We start from the raw sequence: 16,486 nt of genomic DNA on the forward strand, positions 1-16,486 counted from the left end.
CCAATCAAGAGATATCACCATGCAAACCCTCGCCAAACAAATTCTGGAGCACGCTTCCCGGTTGCCGGAGGGCACACCTTTGGTCGCCAAAGAACTGCTGCACCTAGGCAATCGAGCGGCGGTGGACCAAGTGCTGTCCCGCCTTGTGGGGCGCGGCACCTTGCTGCGCGCTGGCCGAGGCATCTATGTCCGCCCCGTCGAGAGTCGCTTTGGCTCGCGTGCCCCCTCAACCCTCAAGATGGTCGAGGGTCTGGCAACCCAGCGCGGGGAAACCATCGTGTCTCATGGCGCCGCCGCCGCCAATGCACTGGGCTTAACCACGCAGGTCCCGATGCGGGCGGTCTATCTCACGTCCGGACGCAGTCGCCAGTTGAAACTGGGCGCGCAGATGGTCGAGTTCCGGCACGCGCCGATCTGGCAATTGATCTTCCCCGGCCGAGCTGCCGGCGATGTGGTGCGGGCATTGGCCTGGCTTGGCCCAGAGAAAGCTGGCGAAGCCATCCGTAAACTGAGCGCCAAACTACCTGCCTCGGAACTGAAAGAAGTAGCGGCGGCGCGTGCACGCCTGCCAACCTGGATGGCCCAAGAGGTGAGCGCTCTGGTGGCGCATGGCTGAGTTCTTCCAGCTCTCCACCGCCGAACGCCTGGAAGCGCTGAATACGGCTGCCAACACATCCGGCATTCCGCCGCACTTGTTGGAAAAAGACATCTGGGTGGTCTGGTCATTGCGACACCTCTTTACCGGCCCCTACGCTCAGCATCTCGTCTTCAAGGGCGGCACATCCTTGTCAAAGGCCTATGGTGTCATCCGTCGCTTCTCCGAAGACGTGGACTTGACCTATGACATCCGAGCCATCGCAAGCGATTTGATTGGCGGCACGGGTTCGCCCTTGCCGACCAGCAAGAGCCAGGAAAAGAAGTGGAGCAAAGAGATTCGTGTCCGCCTCTCAAGCTGGGTAGATGCCGAGATCGTGCCCCGGCTCAAACAAGACCTTTTGCAGCAAAGCCTACCAGCAGCAGTGCGGGCCGAGGGCGACAAAGTTTTTATCGATTACGAACCACTGGCCACCGGTACGGGCTATGTTCCGTCGTCCGTCATGTTGGAGTTCGGTGCCCGCTCAACCGGTGAACCCAGCGAGTCACGCGCTATCCGCTGTGATGCGACCGAGCATCTACAGGGGGTAGAGTTTCCTACCGCAACGCCACAGGTCATGCGGGCTGAGCGAACCTTTTGGGAAAAGGCCACAGCGATTCATGTCTTTTGCGCACAAGGCGAGTTCCGTGGGGGCGACCGCTTCGCGCGTCACTGGCATGACGTGGCCCGACTGGATGCCGCCGGATTCGCAGATGCCGCCATCGCGGACAAAGCACTTGCCCAGGCCGTCGCTGATCACAAAAGTGTGTTCTTTGCAGAGAAAAATACGCAAGGTGACGTCGTCGACTATCACCTTGCCGTCTCCGGGGGACTCCAGCTCGTACCTGATGACGGCGCGCTGGCCAAATTGGCCACCGACTATCAGGACATGGTCGATGATGGTTTATTTCTCGATGATGCCGAGCCATTCGAGTCTTTGCTGGAGCGGTGCAAGACTATTCAGCAGAAGGCCAATGCAAATAAATCCTCGCCTTAACTTTCAACAAAGACGGGCTACCCAGTGTCCCTGATGTCCACTTCTCTTATGCGAAGTTCAATCAAAAGATTGGACAACCAAACCCGAATGGCTACAGCCGCAAGATCAAGTCCTTGCTCACCATCACCCACATCGGAACCCCGCATCAAGCCTGTTCACCAGAAGTATGGTGTTCAACGAATGCTGAAGACCCCACTTCGAGTGAAAAAGGCGGCAGCCAGAACCACTCCATAGAGTTGTATTTTCTAGTCTTTTGTTGACAAATGACTAAGAAATGCCACAAACACTGGCGATCGCATCAGCCCCAGATTCAACACTCCAATAGACCGTTCTTACCTTGCCAAGGCAATGCCGACTGGAGCAACCATTGCAGAACGACAATCAGCCAGGACGGCTCTGATTCGGCCCGCTCTCCATCGCTGTCGCAGCCTTCTGCCGGGTGTTCGTGACGGATGCACGGCGCGCCCGGTAGCCGCGATCAGACCGGATGAATGCTTCCAGCATGTGCGGAATCAAAACCACCGCATCCGCCGGCTCGTGCAATCGACTGAACTCTGCTGCGTACAGTTCCAACTCATCTTTGAGTGCGACCGTCAATGAAATGGTCACCTTCACCGTCTCTGTCTTGGGCAATGGCCCACGTTATGCCGAACCACTTCGCTGACGGCAGAGACCACCGTCTATAGCGAGGCATTCCGTTCGGCATAGTCCGACGATGACTTCTCCTTCAACCGTGGGAGAAGTCACGATGACCATCGAGTTCTATTTCAAACGTCCATGCTGCCTTGCGCGTCTGCGCTCAGGCCCACTCGGGGCCCACATCGACCAGTACGCAGCACACCTGCAAGAAGCTGCGTTTTCACAGTGCACGGGCAAGCACCGGGTGCGCCTCACGGCTGGTCTGAGTCATTAGATGGATCGCCAACGCGTTTTGCCTGGTCGATAATGGCAGAGCGACGACACGCGGATTGGAGTGGCCAAGGTTGGCTGTCGGCCTGGCGCGGGAAGCTGCAGATGATCTCGCGCACGCAGCCTGCCAGGAGCAGCGCGGCCAGGCCGGTGTTGCCGTTGCCGGCGTTTTTGTTCACCATGGTGAGTTCGCGCGCGCCCTGGTCGATCAGGCCGGCGATGAGTTCACCCGGAATGCCGGCGGTGCCAAAGCCACGAATCAGGACGGTGGATCCGTCTTGCCCCCCGTCAGCGGGTCCGCGATGGAAGGAGAAATCTTGTCGATCCTGGAATATTCAGCGAAATGAGCAGAGTTGTTCCAGGGTGATCGTCAATCCGGTCGCACGCCTTCATATGCGCGTTGCAGCAATTGTCGGATTTCGTCGCGCTGCGCTGGGCCGATGGGGCGCGGGTTCCAGTATGGGTTGCGGACCGCAAGGTCGGCGGCGTGGTCTAGATCTGCCGCTTGCATGCCGATATCTTTCAGCGCCACCGGCGCCCCGTTGTCGCGGGCCAAGTCGAACAACCCCGCTGCGGCGCTGGCGCGGCCCGTAGTCCCGAGGGCGCGAGCAATGCGGGCCATGGCCTTTGGCGCGGCCTGCGCATTGAATGCCACAGCCTGGGACAATACGACGGTGTGCACCTCGGCATGCGGCAGATTGAAGCTGCCGCCCAAGGTGTGGCACAGCTTGTGGTGCAAGGCCATACCCACGTTGCCAAGCACCACGCCGCAGAGCCAGGCACCGTACAGCGCCTCGCCGCGCGCGCCCAGATCATCGGCACACCGGCCGATGGCGGGCAAGGCCTGCGCGATGGCGCGTATGCCTTCCTCGGCCATCAGGTCCATTACCGGGTTGCTGTCCTGTGCATATAGGCCTTCGACGGCATGCGCAATCGCATTCATGCCGCTGGTCACGCTCAGTGCCACGGGCAAAGTCAGGGTCAGTTCCGGGTCGTAGATGACTGTGCGCGGCAGCACGCGCGGATCTTTTCCGGTCTTCTTCAACCCGGCCTCGGTGATGCCGTAGATCGGCGTCATCTCGCTACCGGCATAAGTAGTGGGGATGGCCAGAATGGGCAGACCTGAATCCAGCGCGATTGCCTTGCCCAGGCCCGTGGTAGAGCCGCCGCCAATGGCAATCGCGCAATCCGCCCCCAGTCGGCGCGCTTCCTCCCGCGCTTCACGTGCCGTCTCTATCGGTACATGCATCACGGCTCTCGGGAAGATGCCGGCAGCGCGATGCCCAATGCGGTCCGCCACCATCTGCGCCTGGCTCCGCTGCTCGGGTGTCGACAGCACCAGCGCCCTGCGTGCTCCCAGCAACTCGATCTCCCGTTCCAGGTGTTTCAGGGCACCGGCGCCAAACACCACCCGCGAGGGCTGGCCGTTGTAAATGAATTCCTTCATGGGCATCTCCCGTCAGCCGCTTCATAATCCACTTGGTGCCGCTCAATGCGGATGCCCACCAGCTCGTCCCTGACCCGCAGATGCTCGTGATGGTTCGCATACGCGTCCAATGCCGCCTGCGACTCGAATTCGCTGTACAGCACAACGTCGCATGCGTAGTCAACCTGGCTGGCATCGACGCCAATCTCCAGATGAATCAGCCCGGGGATGTGTCCCTTCAATCCGTGAAAGCCGCGGCGCACGAGCTCGATGTTTCTTCGCTTCTCTTCGGGTGTGCTGCCGCGCACGTTCCACATCACGATGTGACGGATCATTTCTTTCCGCTCAGTTCGGCAAGCCGTCACGCTGGGGCGTGAGCGGCTTCATCTTGATCGGATTGAGTACGAAGTCGTACTCGACGATGTAGCTGCCGTCGTGCTGCGGCTTCCAGTCGGTGATCAGAGACTGGCGCACGCCAAAAACAGCATCAGAGTCGAGGTAAGGATCGTCGCTGCGGAAAACGTGCGTGATGAGCGTTTCATAGCCTTCGGCCTTGATCATGAAGTGCAGATGGGCCGGCCGCCACGGATGGCGTCCCGCCGCTTTCAGCAGATCGCCTACCGGACCGTCATGCGGGATTGCATAGGGCACCGCCAGGATCGATCGGAAGTGATAGCACCCCTTCGCGTCAGCATTCAGGATTCCGCGCGCCTGTGCATGATCGATCTCCGCGTGCTGTACGTCATATAGGCCGTCCTCATCGGACTGCCAGACATCAATATGGGCGCCAGACACGGGTTCGCCGTCGATGCCGCGTACCGTCCCGCGGACCAGGCAGGGAATTCCGCGGGCACCATTTGCAATGTCCGCCCCAAGTTCGTGGTGTGGCGCTCCCTCCGCATGAAAAGGTCCAAACACCGTGGCTTCGGTGCAGCCAGGAGGCTTGTCGTTGTTTATCGCCACCGTCAGCATCGACAGGCCCAGCACGTCAGACAGCAGGATGAATTCCTGGCGCTTGTCGTCGGTGATGTGGCCGCAGCGCGTAAGGAACTCGATGCCCTTGAACCATTCCTCTTCGGTGAGATGAACCTCGCGCGCGAACGCGTGCAGGTGGTTGACTAGACTGGTCATGATTTGCTTGAAGCGCGGGTCCATCGTTGGGGCATGGCGCGCGAGCACGGCTTCGGTGATGATGTTCTGATCGAGGTTGCGCACGGTTGTTCTCCTGGGTTGTTTAGTTAAGCTGGAGCTGCGTCTGCCGCGCGACAGTTCCCCACTTGCCGAAGTCCTCCCGGCTGCACCGCTCGGACTCCTGCGGCGTGCTGGCCTCCACACGCAGATCCATCTCCACCAGCCGAGCCCTCATGGCTGGCGTTGTCAACGCGGCGCGGACCTCGAGCTGGATCTTTTCCGCCACCGAGGCTGGCAGGCGCCACCAAGGTCTCGAAGAAGGTCGCATCGAAGCCGGCATACCCGCTCTCTGCCACCGTCGGCACTGCCGGCAGCAGGACTGAGCGTTCTTTGCTGGAGACGGCGCCCCCTGTCGGGATTCGTCCATTTATTGAGTTACGTCCGTTGCCACTGACTGAGAGCAGAGTCAAATTCAATCCAGCGTGATTTTGCTTTCCTTGACCAGGTCTCTCCACACCTCCCGGTCCTGTTTCAAAAAATTGGAGAACTCCTCCGGTGATTGCTGGCGTGTGCGCATGGCCATGGTTGTCAGTTGGTCACGCATGGCGGGATTCTGCATCGCAGCATTCACCTGGCCATTGAGCTTGCGAACGATCTCGCGCGGGGTTCCCACGGGTGCCATGAGTCCAAACCAGGTAAAGCCCTTCAATTGGCCCACGCCGGTCTCGACCAGGGTCGGGACGTCCGGCAATTGCGGGGAGCGGTCGGGTGCCAGCACGGCCAGCGCCCGCATCTTGCCCGAGGTGGCTTGGGCCACGATACCCGGGTTGCCCACGGACAGGTACAGGATTTGAATGTCGCCCGTATAGAAGGCCTGCAACATGGGGCCGAAACCATTGAAGGGCACGTGCAGGATGTCGGTTTGCGTCTGGCGTTTGAACCACTCCATGGTTAGATGGGTATCCGAGCCATTGCCGAAGGACCCGTAGGCCAGTTTGCCGGGATTGCGCTTGGCATGGGTCACCAGCTCCCGCATGTTCCTGGCCGGTACCGATGGCGAGACGAGAAACACCATATCGGGAACGACCAGCGGCGCAACCGCCTCGAAATCCTTGGCTGGGTCGTAGGGCAGTTTGCGGTAGAGGAAAGGATTGATGGACAGCGAACTGCCTGTGACCACACAAAGTGTGGAGCCATCCGCCGGGGCCTTGGCGCAGGCGTCAGTGCCGATGATGGTGTTGGCCCCGGGCCGGTTTTCCACCACGAAAGGCTGTCCGTTCTTCTCGGTCAGGATCTGCCCCAGCATGCGCGTGATGACGTCGGATGCCCCCCCGGCACCCAGGGGCACGATGATGCGCACGGGCTTGTTGGGGTACGCACCGGTTTGTGCCTGAGCCTGCACGGCCCCGAGCAGGGCCAGCAAGCAGGCGGCGATGGTGTTCCGGAAAATGTTCATGGAGTCTCCTTGTTGATATTGGGAAAGGTGGTAGCGATCAACGACCGAGATCACGCCAGGCCCGCTCCAGGCAGGACGCCAGCGCGCCAGGTTGATCGCCGCCAGCAACCAGCAGGATCACCAGCTTGGTCAGGAACAGTTCACGTCTGGATTCCGGCAGGCTGTCCAATGCTTGTGCAAGCAACTCAAAGTCGTGTTCCGAAAAGGCCGTGGATGCCTGGGGTGTGCTCATTGCGCCTCCTGAAGTTCGTGCTTGATCGACTGCGCTGCGGTCCGTACGGCAATGCTGAACTGATTGGCGTCAGGCCTGCGCCATCTCCCCGCTATGCGGTTGTCCGGGCGAATCAGATAGCTGGTGCCAGGTCGGGCATCGAAGAGATCTGCTGCTACGCCGTTCGTGGGCAACTTCACCATCTGCACAGGCAGGCCACCGGCTTCACACGACAAGGCTTGGTCACTGACGGAGCAGGCAACGGCCGGCACCTGCTCGTCGAACTGAAGCACCGTGAAGCAGGGGCCCAGCAGGTCGTACAGGCGCTGGCCGTTCGGTGCGATCACCATGTCAGGGGCCAGAGCACCGGGGCGGCATGACTCGCAAAATTCGCTGTCCCGTTCAGGCGTGGCATTCAGGATGCTGTCAGTGGGCTCGTAGGGCTTCGATGCATAGGGGTCGAAGAGTTCCCCCACGAAATTTTCACTCAGAGACAGGGACAGAACCGCCTCGCGCACCAGCGCCAGACCGGGCGACGGTGTGGTGATGAACAAGGTCGTCTTGGTCAAGTCTGCCAGCGTGTGCAGGATAGCCTCGCGACGCTCGTGCGTATAGGTATCGAGCAGCTCTTCGCGGGCCAAGCCCTTGACGACAAAGGCAAGCTTCCAGGCGAGGTTGTGTGCGTCTTCGTAGCCATGGTTCACCCCTCTTCCGCCGAAGATGGGCACCTGATGGGCAGCATCCCCGGCGAACACCACACGCCCGAGGTTGTATGTCGGCAGGCTGACGGCATTGGCCTTGTAGACGGAGGTCAGCACCAGTTCGTAATCAGGCTTGAGGCCCATCAGCTCGAAATGCGCGCGAATGCGCTCGTGCACCTTCTCGGGTTGCATTTCCTCCTGGGCATCCTGATCATCCATCAGCTGAAAGTCCAGGCGCCACATGTCGAACGGCGCCTTGTGCATTAGTACCGTCTTGCCCGGCAGATAGGGCGGGCTGAAGAACAGACGTCGGCCGTCGGGAATGGGAACCCTGCAAATGATGTCGTTGATGACAAAGCGCTGCGAGTAAGACGTGCCTTCGTAGTCCAGGCCCATGGCGCGCCGCGTGGTGCCTCTGGGCCCATCAGCCGCCACCAGATACTGCGCATGCGTTTCAAACTCGCCTGCGGGCGTCTTGACCCGCAGGTGCACACCGTCTTCCCTTGGAGTTATGGCGACGACCTCGTGCTGGTAACGCACCTCGACCAGGGGATGGCCGTGGATCGCATCAAGCAGCAGCTGCTCCATCCAGCATTGCTGCAAATTGGTCTGCCCATGCTTTTCATGGGGCGGCGACGCGATGTCCATCTGGTGCACCAATTGGTTGCCGTAGAAGGTCCAGCCGGCGGACCAGCGCAAACCCTTACTGGCGACGGCCGGCCCTATGCCCAGTTGGTCAAGGATCTGCATCGAGCGCCGGTTCATGGCCAGTGCACGGCTGCCCATGGAAATGGTGCTCCGGTTCTCCAGAACGGTGCACGGCACGCCGTATCGGGCAAGACCCAGTGCGATGGCCAGGCCCACAGGCCCGGCGCCGATGATAATGACGGGCGCCCCTTGCTGTACCAGATTGCCAGGTGGGAGCAAAGGGAATTCTTTCCAGGAAAAGTACATGTTGGATCCAGTCAGACAGTGGGTATGGGAGAACCGGCGCAGGCTTCGGGTGGAAGGTCGTGCAGGAAGGTGAGCAGTGCCACGTTGAAGGCCTGCGGTTGCTCAATGTTCGCAAGATGTCCCGCTCCGCTGATGCGTGTCAGGCTAGCGTGCGGGATGCGCGCCAGCATCTGCCGGGACACCACTTCGGGGTACACCCGATCCTGATCACTCGTGATGATGTGAACCGGACAGGCAATGTCCTCCAGACGATCACCGCGGTCTTGCAGCGTGGACGCCTGGAGCACTTCAAGGTAGTTGCGAAGCCTGAGCCGGCCCATGGCCGCGGCTGCCAACTGAAGCGCCTCCATGCTGGCGTTCTCCGCCATCATGGCTTTGGCCTGATCCAGGCCGAAGCTTGGCGGGAACTGATCTCCGGTCAGGACTTTCGAGCGGGCATCGATGAAGGCCTGCAATTGCTCTTGGTTCATGTGGTCGAAGCCCGGACTGGTATTGGCCAGGGTGACTGAGGCCACGCGCTGCGGCGCCAGAAGACAGGCCGCACGGACCACGCGCCCACCCATGGACAAGCCGACCAGGTGCGCGCGGTCAACACCAAAGGCATCCATGACGGCCAGCAGGTCCGCCGTGAAGTCGCGCTTGAAATCCAGTGCGTGAGGTGGGTCGCCGCTGTCCCCATAACCGCGCAGGTCCACGCTCACGGCGGTGAACTGCTTGGACAGGGCCTCAATCTGAGTGAACCAGGTCGTTCGATCACCCCCCATCCCATGCACCAAGATCACCAGGGGCCCGACACCGGCAAAGGAGATACCGAGTGGCGGCGACTTCAGGATCATGTGTTGCATCAGAAGTGTCCGGTTAAATTCGTCTCGATTCATGTGAAAGCCAATATTGGCGCGGCCTGGAGGCCGATCCTGTTTGGGGCCGATTTGAAACTTGATTTCTCATATTTGTGTAGTTTCCCGGGATTGATGTCATGGGAGATCCGGCCGCCTGGCGACGACCGAACTCCGCGAACTACCTAAATAACCAGCCCGCGCAGCTGGCTGTCAGAAGCTATGGCTGATACCGGCCATCAGTCCGGTCTGATTCTTGCCGGCCCCCACCGTTCCGCCGGCGCTGACAGACCGTGCTGCTGTGCCGGAGTTCTTCCCGATGCCAAGCATGGCGTACACCGCCGAACGCTTGGACAGGTTGTATACGCTTCTCAGAACCAGAAGATCGGTGTCGTTGTTGCTGCCCTTGATGTCCAAGCGGTGGAATTCCGCCGCCAAGGTGAGGCGTGGCATGACCGGGTACGACCCCCCGATGAACCAGAGGTTCGACTTGAGGTCGGTCGCAGTGTTGCGGCGGCGATTGACGACACCTGCGTTGAACCGCAGATCGCCGAATTTTGTCCAACCGTTAACGACTGCGCGCTTGTCCTTGAAGCTGCTGCTGATCAGCCCGAGTGTCTCGCCGGGTCCGCCCGAGAGCTCGTCGTAGCTCGCTGCCGCACCCCAACTGCTGGTGTCGTACTTGAGCAGTGCCGACCACTCCTTGCATGCTTTGCTGTCGGTCGCGGACTCTCCGGGGCACAGGGTCGCCCCGGGGTTCGCCACGCCCGGCACACCGGCTGTGTCGCGGCCGAAGCTGTAGGTGGCGCCTACGGTCAGGCCACCGAAGCGGCCAAGGTATCCCATGGCATTATCGGCACGCGCATTCGCCAAATAGGAATCGAGTGAACTTATGCTGTAGAGGCTAGGGCCGATCGTGTCGGTCTGCAACGCGGCAGCGGTCATGGTGTAGAGGCGCCCGAAGGTAAGCGTTCCGAGCTCGCGCGACGACAGTCCGACAAAGGCCTGCCGGCCAAACATGCGCCCGCCCTGACTGAGCGCGCCGGTATCGACAAGAATGCCGCTCTCGAGGGTGAACACGGCGCTCAGGCCATCGCCAAGATCTTCGCTTCCCCGAAAGCCCAGGCGGGACGGCACGAGACCGGTCAGGCTGGGCACGCGCGTTAGCGAGTTGCCTGCAGCATCGACGTTGGTCAGGTACTCCACACCGGTGTCGACTACACCATAAATCGTCACGCCCTGCGCCTGCGCCTGGACGGCGCCGACGCCGCAGGCGAGCGCCATGGCTGCGGCTACCTGTTTCAGCGTTGCTGTCATCTTCATCTCCATCTTCGTCTCCTTCTATTGCTGTTGAATTGTTTGTGACTGCTTCCCAATCCCAGAAGCGCCACTTGGTGATACCCACTTGAATTTGTTCAACTTTTAACCGGACACCACTGGTGTTGCATGGTTGTTCAGTCCTTGCGGTAGATGCTCAAAGGCACGGCATCGATCAGCACGAAGGCCACGAGCGTCGGCCGTTCCGTGCGATTGCTCCAGCCATGATTGGTGCCACGCTGGACCAGCACGTCTCCGGCCTTGAGCAAGGTTTCTCCATCATCAAGTACCGCCCAGATTTCACCGGAGATCACGATCGCGTAGTCCATGGAGTCGGTGCGGTGCATGCCGGGCGTCTTGCCATGGCTGTCGTCCTTGCTGGAGGTGCCGTGTCCCATGGCCGCAAACGTCGCATGGTCGTCCCAGTGGTCCATGTAGTCCTTGTCCGGCGGGAACTGCACGACACGCAAGACGTTGCCCCTGGCGGGCGGTGTCAGGGTGATCTTGGCTGTGCAGGGCTCGAACTGGCTGGCGTTGTCTGCTGGCGACTGATGTGATTTCCATACATCGGTCACGACCAGGCCAGGTACCGCCGGCATGACCAGTATGAAGGGCGAGGCCCCGTCTTGAGTGAAAACGGACCGGCCGTGCGCGTCGTGTCCGGTGACGACCCGACGGATGGGTAGGGGTTGGGCTGAATCGGACATGTGCCGTGTCTCCTTGTTGGAGGCGAATGTTAGGCATTCCCCAAGCGATCCGATACATGTATTATCGTGTTACTGTTAAACGAAAAACGTTTAACTCTATTTTTGATCCACCACGGGTAGGCTCATGGACTTGCATCTCGTCGATTGCTTTGTGCGCGTGGCCGAATTCGGCAGCATCAATCGCGCGGCGGCCGACATGGAAATCACGCAGCCTGCGCTGTCGCGCCGCATTGCGGCACTGGAGCATGACCTGGGTGTGCAGTTGCTGGTCCGCGACGCGCGCGGCGTCAAGCTCACGGATGCGGGCATGCTGCTCAACAATGGGGCTCGCCCCATCCTGCGCCAGGCAGAGTTGTTGCGTGACGAAATTGGCCGGCAGGCACAAGCGCAGGTCTCCATCGGGTTGCCGTTCTCGATGCACCGACTGGTCACGGCGCCGTTTTCGGCCAGCGAGATCAGGCACAGGGCCTCCGTATCGCTGCGGGTCTACGAGGGCTTCATTCATCACCTGCGAGACTGGATGCAGCAGGGCATGATCGACGTGGCCATCATGGATTTCCGCGAGGGGGAGTCGGGGCAGATGGAGCAGACGCCTCTGATTCGCGAGCAGCTCCTGCTGGTCGGGCCTGCCGATTCAAACTTGCAGCCGGATCGCCCCGTCGATGCGGAGAGGCTGGGCGCATGCAAGCTGATCCTGCCCGGACGCCCCAACCTGGTTCGGCTCAGCGTTGACACCTACCTCAAACGCCACGGTCAAAAGTTTCGCCGTGCGGCCGACGTGGAAACCCTGCAACTGTGCCTGGATCTGGTGAAGGATGGCTTGGGCCATACGGTGATGCCCTCCTGCGCCCTGCACGATCTGCCGTATCTGGACGCGCTCAGGATGGCACCGATACAAGGTCTGTCCATCACGTGGTCCATGTACGTCAACCATGCCAGGCGCCATACGGTGGGCGTACGCAACACCGCATCCAACCTCAGACGAACGATGCATGGTCTGGTGACGGAGAAGAAGTGGCGGATGGCCGAGGTAGTGGGGGCACATTTGCCTTTGTGAGGTGCGGAGCAACGCACACTCAAAACAAGTGGTATGAACCAGTAGTGGCTCAACTTTTTTAGTGGCTTCAAACTTCAGCCACTCTGAGTTGACCATCGCAGTCTGTGGCTTGTCCGGGCACTGACCATTGTCCCGTAGCATCAAGAGTTGTCGAGGGCAGGTGCGGTTCCAGTGCGCTATTCGGCTCCGTTTTTGAGCGCAGCCTCGACGGTGCTCCTCAAGCAGCGCACATGCCGTGTCGGCGTCGCGGCGCAGCGTGGCTTCCATGATCTTGCGGTGCTCGTTCGATTTGCGGCGCGCCGTCTTGCGGTGGCGCGCTGAGAAGCGTCGATAGCGTTCGGCTTGGTCGAACAGACTCTCCCCCCAGGCACGCTGGCGCTCTGAAAGGCATGCGGCCAACCCCAACCGGCCCAACCGTCCGGCAATGGCGTCGATCTCATGGCTGATGGCTGATGGTTTTCAACGCCTGCTCGCGCGGAGTCTTCCAAGGGGTGTAGACCACGTCGATGTCAACCGAGCGGCGCGGCATGTCCTGCAAAAACAGGTTGATCGCGGTACCGCCCTTCATGGCGAAGATGTCGTTGGCAAACACATCGGGCGCTGCCGTTAGCAGCAGGCGAACCGTATCGGCGTAGGCTTTATCCATGGGGCTTGAGGCTCAGCAGGTTGCCGTCCTTCATGCGGGTGTCCATCGTCGGTCGCTGCCAACGGGCAGCGTGTACTGCCGCTGCAGGGCCTCCACGTCGACCACACCGGTTTCGCGAGCCCAGGCCAGAAACAGGCGGACGGCCTTGATGCTGGTGCAGGACTGCAACAATTCGCCCAGAACATCCTTGCGCAGATTGCGCAGGCCATCGAACAGGTTGCGCGCCTCTTCCAGGCCCTGGTGCGTACCGACCTCGTAAAGCAGTTCGAGAACGGCACGCTCCGGACCGATACGCGCAAGCCTGTTGGCGTCGGCGTGATTTTGACCCACCGGTCAAATCAGCATTGGCGGCAACAAACTACACCGACTACCCGGTCAGCATGTCGAAGTATTCTAAATTCGTTGCGGCGAAAAAGGGAAAGTTGTGTTTGAATGGAGTCACGCTGCTCATCAGCACGGAGTGCACAATGGAATCCACCCATGTCGTTCCCCTGGCGCCCACCTTCACGCTCCCCATCGCGAAGGTGCGAAGTGTGTACCAAACCGCCGATGTCGAGCACAAGCTCGACAAGCTGAAAAATAGCGAGTCACGAGAGCACGACAGCTTGCGCAGCACCTACGAGCGCATGCTCGAACGAGGCCCTGAACGCTTTCAGATGAAGCCCAGTGGCATTCCCGAAATGGCGTCCCTCTATGACGCGCTCCCTAATTTCACCGACGTGCTCGACGACGTACGGCGCCATGTGGCCCTAAGCCAGGACAGCGCGGATGGCCTGGAGGTCACGCCCATGCTGCTGCTGGGTATGCCTGGCATAGGCAAGACACATTTCGCAAAAAAGATGGCCGACCTGATCGGCACAGGCATGAACCTGGTGTCCATGGGCTCTCTCACGGCTGGCTGGGTGTTGTCCGGCTCTGCGTCCCAGTGGAAAGGGGCCAAGCCAGGCAAAGTGTTCGAATCACTGGTAGACGGCAGATATGCCAACCCGGTGATCGTGATCGATGAGATTGACAAGGCCGCCCGCGACGCCCAGTACGACCCGCTGGGGTCCCTGTACAGCCTGCTCGAACACGACACGGCCTCCTCCTTTGTGGACGAGTTTGCTGAAGTTCCAATAGATGCAAGTCAGGTACTATGGATCACGACTGCCAATGATGCGCGCAGCATCCCTAACCCGATCCTGAACCGGATGAATGTTTTTGAGATTCAGCCGCTCACGACCAGTCAGGCGCGGCACATCGCACTGCGCCTCTATCAATCGATCCGATCCAGCCACGATTGGGGCTCCCGGTTCGATGATGCACCGCCTGATGATTTGCTTGACAAGCTGGCCACGCTGGTACCCCGAGAAATGCGTCGGGCCTTGATGGCGGCATTCGGGAACGCGCGACTGGCAAGCCGGAGCATGCTGGAGGTGGATGACCTTCCACGCGGGATGGCCAGCAAAGGCCGGATCGGGTTTGTGCAATAGGTCGAGCAATTCTCAGCTCCATCTCTGATTCAGTCGGTCCGACACTCCCTTTGCGCGGATCACACCCTACCTCAATGGCGAGGGCTGCTACAAGCCGGAAATCCTAACTTCTGAGCGGCAAGTAAACCGGGTCAGGGTCAGCAACAACTTTGCTGTAGGTGCAGTCCAACCATCGACCAAATTGGGATGCGACTTGTCCGGTCAGGGCCTGAAACGCCACCTCAACTGCCTATTTCTTGAGCATGACCTGCAAACCCAATGCTGACGCCACATTTCCGAGTTATTCAGGCATTTATCCACAGCGTAGACCACAGCAGGTGGGTACTAACTAATGACGCGCCACTTGAATGCGCAGAAACAGTGAACCGGCTATGCATGCCCACGAAAACACTCATTGCCTTCGTCGAGACCGGTGCAGAGGGGGCCTTCGTGAACCGCTTGCGTGGATGGATCGACGCCTTGCTGGTTTGAGTGCCGTTGGTTAAGCGGGCGCCCCGCGCCGCAGCGGCAGGGTCACCAGTCCGCGGTAAAGCGGGTTGCCGATCCAGCGCGGCGTGGCATCGACCAGGCTGAGTTCGGGCCAGCGCCGCAGCAGTTGCCGGAAGACGATCTCGGCCTCCATCAGCGTGAGCGCCGCACCGATGCAAACATGCGGGCCCGAACCGAATGAGAGCGAACTGCCATCGCGCCGGGTGATGTCGAGCGTATCGGGCTGGGCGTAGCGCGTCGGGTCCCGGTTGGCGGCGCCGATCAGGGGTACCACCAGTTCGCCACGGCGCAGTTGCTGGCCGTGCAGCACCAGATCAGTCGCAACACGCCGTCCGCTGTATTGCACAGGACTGTCGTAGCGCAGCAGTTCGCGCACCGCACCAGGCAGCAGTTCGGGGGCTTGCCGCAGACGCTGCCACTGGTCGGGCTGCGCCAGCAGCGCCTGCAAGCCACTGCCCAGCAAATGGCGCGTGGTCTCAAAACCCGCAAACAGCAGCATGGCGCACTGTGCGAGCAGCTCGGCGCCGCCCTGGATCTCGCCCCTGGCCTCGGCCTGCACCAGGCGGCTGGTCAGATCGTCGCCTGGCGCCTGGCGTTTTTGTTCCAGCAGGGTCTCGAAGTAGCGGCCCATGGCCAGCAGGCTCACCTGGGCCCGGCGCGCCTGTCCCCGCGTGGGCTGGGGTGCGCCTATGAAGCTGGCAAGATCTTCCGACCAGGCCATGAAGTCATCGTACTGGAGGTTCTCGATGCCCAGCAGCAGCGTGATCACGCGCACCGGCAGCGGCCGGGCGACCGTCTCGATGAAATCGAAGCAGTCAGCGCCCTCCCCCCGGTCGAGCAGTTCAGTGACAGCCTGCTCAATGTGCGGCACCAGCCGCTGAAGCACATCCATCCGAAAGCCCGCATGCAGCACCTTGCGGATGCGTGGATGATCCGGTGCATCGAGAAACAGCAAGGCGCGGGCAAACAGCTGTTGAAAGCCGCTCAGTTCCCCGGGCGAGTCTTCACGGTCCTTGACCCAGCCACCGGTGCGTTGCGCGGAAAAGCGCGGGTCGCGCAGCACCAGCTCGACATCGGCGTGACGTGTCAGCAGCCAGGCACCGCCAAAGAATTCCTCGCTCCAGTGGATTGGTCCGGCCTGCCGCAAGGCGTCGTAAGTCGGGTAAGGATCGGCCAGGAACGCGGCATCCATGAGGGGACGCTCCAGCGCGGGCGGCCTCAGGTCTGCGCTCATGGTTACCGCGTTCATGTCTACTGCGCCTGTTGCGCCGCGGGGCGAGCGCCCTGGGTTTTGAGTCCCAGGCGCTCAAACAGCTGGCGGTCGCGATCGGCTTGCGGGTTGCTGGTCGTGAGCAGCTTGTCGCCATAAAAAATCGAATTGGCGCCAGCGGCGAAGCACAGCGCCTGCAGGGCTTCGCCCATCTGTTCGCGACCGGCCGACAAGCGGACCATGGTCTGCGGCATGGTGATGCGGGCCACGGCGATGGTACGCACGAACTCGAACGGGTCCAGCGGCGCGGTGTTGGCCAGCGGCGTGCCTGCC

The 16,486-nt window shown here is 60.8% G+C and carries 16 protein-coding genes and 5 pseudogenes; 4 read left to right on the forward strand and 17 right to left on the reverse strand.

All coding sequences use genetic code 11. From position 1 onward, the window contains the following. Window positions 1–19: 19 nt before the first annotated feature. Entirely contained in the window at window positions 20–616 is a 597-nt protein-coding gene (locus AC1DUR_RS22820; RefSeq protein WP_477722184.1) for a DUF6088 family protein, read from the forward strand. Next, the gene (locus tag AC1DUR_RS22825; RefSeq protein ID WP_477722185.1) at window positions 609–1,631 is read left to right on the forward strand and encodes a nucleotidyl transferase AbiEii/AbiGii toxin family protein; all 1,023 of its coding nucleotides are present in this window, start codon (window positions 609–611) and stop codon (window positions 1,629–1,631) included. Before AC1DUR_RS22820 ends, AC1DUR_RS22825 begins: the two co-directional genes overlap by 8 nt. A gap of 381 nt (window positions 1,632–2,012) precedes the next feature. On the opposite strand, the gene AC1DUR_RS22830 is transcribed toward AC1DUR_RS22825, so the two are convergent. The 12 genes and pseudogenes from AC1DUR_RS22830 to AC1DUR_RS22885 all read right to left on the reverse strand — a co-directional run bounded on the left by AC1DUR_RS22830 (window position 2,013) and on the right by AC1DUR_RS22885 (window position 11,279). After that, entirely contained in the window at window positions 2,013–2,264 is a 252-nt protein-coding gene (locus tag AC1DUR_RS22830; protein WP_477722186.1) for a DUF2274 domain-containing protein, read from the reverse strand. 350 nt (window positions 2,265–2,614) lie between these two features. Beyond that, a pseudogene (locus AC1DUR_RS22835) lies at window positions 2,615–2,865 on the reverse strand (CoA-transferase); the annotation flags it as partial. A 45-nt stretch (window positions 2,866–2,910) separates the two neighbouring features. Beyond that, window positions 2,911–3,987: a maleylacetate reductase gene (locus AC1DUR_RS22840; protein WP_477722187.1), complete on the reverse strand. Its 1,077-nt coding sequence runs from the start codon at window positions 3,985–3,987 to the stop codon at window positions 2,911–2,913. Beyond that, window positions 3,984–4,301 (reverse strand): Dabb family protein, encoded by a 318-nt coding sequence (locus tag AC1DUR_RS22845; protein WP_477722188.1) that lies wholly within the window; start codon window positions 4,299–4,301, stop codon window positions 3,984–3,986. Before AC1DUR_RS22845 ends, AC1DUR_RS22840 begins: the two co-directional genes overlap by 4 nt. Before the next feature lie 10 nt (window positions 4,302–4,311). Beyond that, a complete protein-coding gene (locus tag AC1DUR_RS22850) occupies window positions 4,312–5,181 on the reverse strand; it encodes an intradiol ring-cleavage dioxygenase (protein WP_477722189.1) in 870 nt (289 codons plus the stop codon). A 19-nt stretch (window positions 5,182–5,200) separates the two neighbouring features. Further along, window positions 5,201–5,437: a hypothetical protein gene (locus AC1DUR_RS22855; RefSeq protein WP_477722190.1), complete on the reverse strand. Its 237-nt coding sequence runs from the start codon at window positions 5,435–5,437 to the stop codon at window positions 5,201–5,203. A gap of 132 nt (window positions 5,438–5,569) precedes the next feature. Further along, window positions 5,570–6,553 carry a Bug family tripartite tricarboxylate transporter substrate binding protein gene (locus tag AC1DUR_RS22860; RefSeq protein ID WP_477722191.1) on the reverse strand — a complete coding sequence of 328 codons (984 nt, stop codon included), beginning with the start codon at window positions 6,551–6,553 and terminating at the stop codon, window positions 5,570–5,572. 37 nt (window positions 6,554–6,590) lie between these two features. Further along, window positions 6,591–6,785: a hypothetical protein gene (locus AC1DUR_RS22865; RefSeq protein WP_477722192.1), complete on the reverse strand. Its 195-nt coding sequence runs from the start codon at window positions 6,783–6,785 to the stop codon at window positions 6,591–6,593. Then, window positions 6,782–8,419 carry an FAD-dependent monooxygenase gene (locus AC1DUR_RS22870; protein WP_477722193.1) on the reverse strand — a complete coding sequence of 546 codons (1,638 nt, stop codon included), beginning with the start codon at window positions 8,417–8,419 and terminating at the stop codon, window positions 6,782–6,784. Before AC1DUR_RS22870 ends, AC1DUR_RS22865 begins: the two co-directional genes overlap by 4 nt. A gap of 11 nt (window positions 8,420–8,430) precedes the next feature. Next, window positions 8,431–9,264 carry an alpha/beta fold hydrolase gene (locus tag AC1DUR_RS22875; protein ID WP_477722194.1) on the reverse strand — a complete coding sequence of 278 codons (834 nt, stop codon included), beginning with the start codon at window positions 9,262–9,264 and terminating at the stop codon, window positions 8,431–8,433. A gap of 204 nt (window positions 9,265–9,468) precedes the next feature. Further along, window positions 9,469–10,578, reverse strand: coding sequence for a porin (locus AC1DUR_RS22880; protein WP_477722203.1), 1,110 nt, complete (start codon window positions 10,576–10,578; stop codon window positions 9,469–9,471). Window positions 10,579–10,709: 131 nt separating this feature from the next. Next, window positions 10,710–11,279, reverse strand: coding sequence for a cupin domain-containing protein (locus tag AC1DUR_RS22885; protein ID WP_477722195.1), 570 nt, complete (start codon window positions 11,277–11,279; stop codon window positions 10,710–10,712). 124 nt (window positions 11,280–11,403) lie between these two features. Between AC1DUR_RS22885 and AC1DUR_RS22890 the strand changes: the two genes are divergently transcribed. Next, on the forward strand, window positions 11,404–12,336 hold the full coding sequence (locus AC1DUR_RS22890; RefSeq protein WP_477722196.1) for a LysR family transcriptional regulator: 933 nt from the start codon (window positions 11,404–11,406) through the stop codon (window positions 12,334–12,336). Between the two features lie 219 nt (window positions 12,337–12,555). On the opposite strand, the pseudogene AC1DUR_RS22895 reads toward AC1DUR_RS22890, so the two are convergent. The 3 pseudogenes from AC1DUR_RS22895 to AC1DUR_RS22905 form a co-directional block, all read right to left on the reverse strand. Beyond that, window positions 12,556–12,750: pseudogene (locus tag AC1DUR_RS22895) on the reverse strand (FCD domain-containing protein); the annotation flags it as partial. A gap of 28 nt (window positions 12,751–12,778) precedes the next feature. After that, a pseudogene (locus AC1DUR_RS22900) lies at window positions 12,779–12,982 on the reverse strand (nucleotidyl transferase AbiEii/AbiGii toxin family protein); the annotation flags it as partial. After that, window positions 12,975–13,264 (reverse strand): annotated as a pseudogene (locus AC1DUR_RS22905) (type IV toxin-antitoxin system AbiEi family antitoxin domain-containing protein); the annotation flags it as partial. The pseudogenes AC1DUR_RS22905 and AC1DUR_RS22900, both read right to left, overlap by 8 nt. A 185-nt stretch (window positions 13,265–13,449) precedes the next feature. On the opposite strand from AC1DUR_RS22905, the gene AC1DUR_RS22910 reads away from it, so the two are divergent. Continuing rightward, window positions 13,450–14,454 (forward strand): AAA family ATPase, encoded by a 1,005-nt coding sequence (locus AC1DUR_RS22910; RefSeq protein ID WP_477722197.1) that lies wholly within the window; start codon window positions 13,450–13,452, stop codon window positions 14,452–14,454. A gap of 481 nt (window positions 14,455–14,935) precedes the next feature. Here the strand turns inward: AC1DUR_RS22910 and AC1DUR_RS22915 are convergent, their stop codons facing one another. Continuing rightward, the gene (locus AC1DUR_RS22915) at window positions 14,936–16,177 is read right to left on the reverse strand and encodes a cytochrome P450 (protein WP_477722204.1); all 1,242 of its coding nucleotides are present in this window, start codon (window positions 16,175–16,177) and stop codon (window positions 14,936–14,938) included. Between the two features lie 17 nt (window positions 16,178–16,194). Continuing rightward, window positions 16,195–16,486, reverse strand: a pseudogene (locus AC1DUR_RS22920) (biotin synthase BioB); the annotation flags it as partial.

This window comes from Polaromonas sp. P4_F4, from assembly GCF_056401355.1.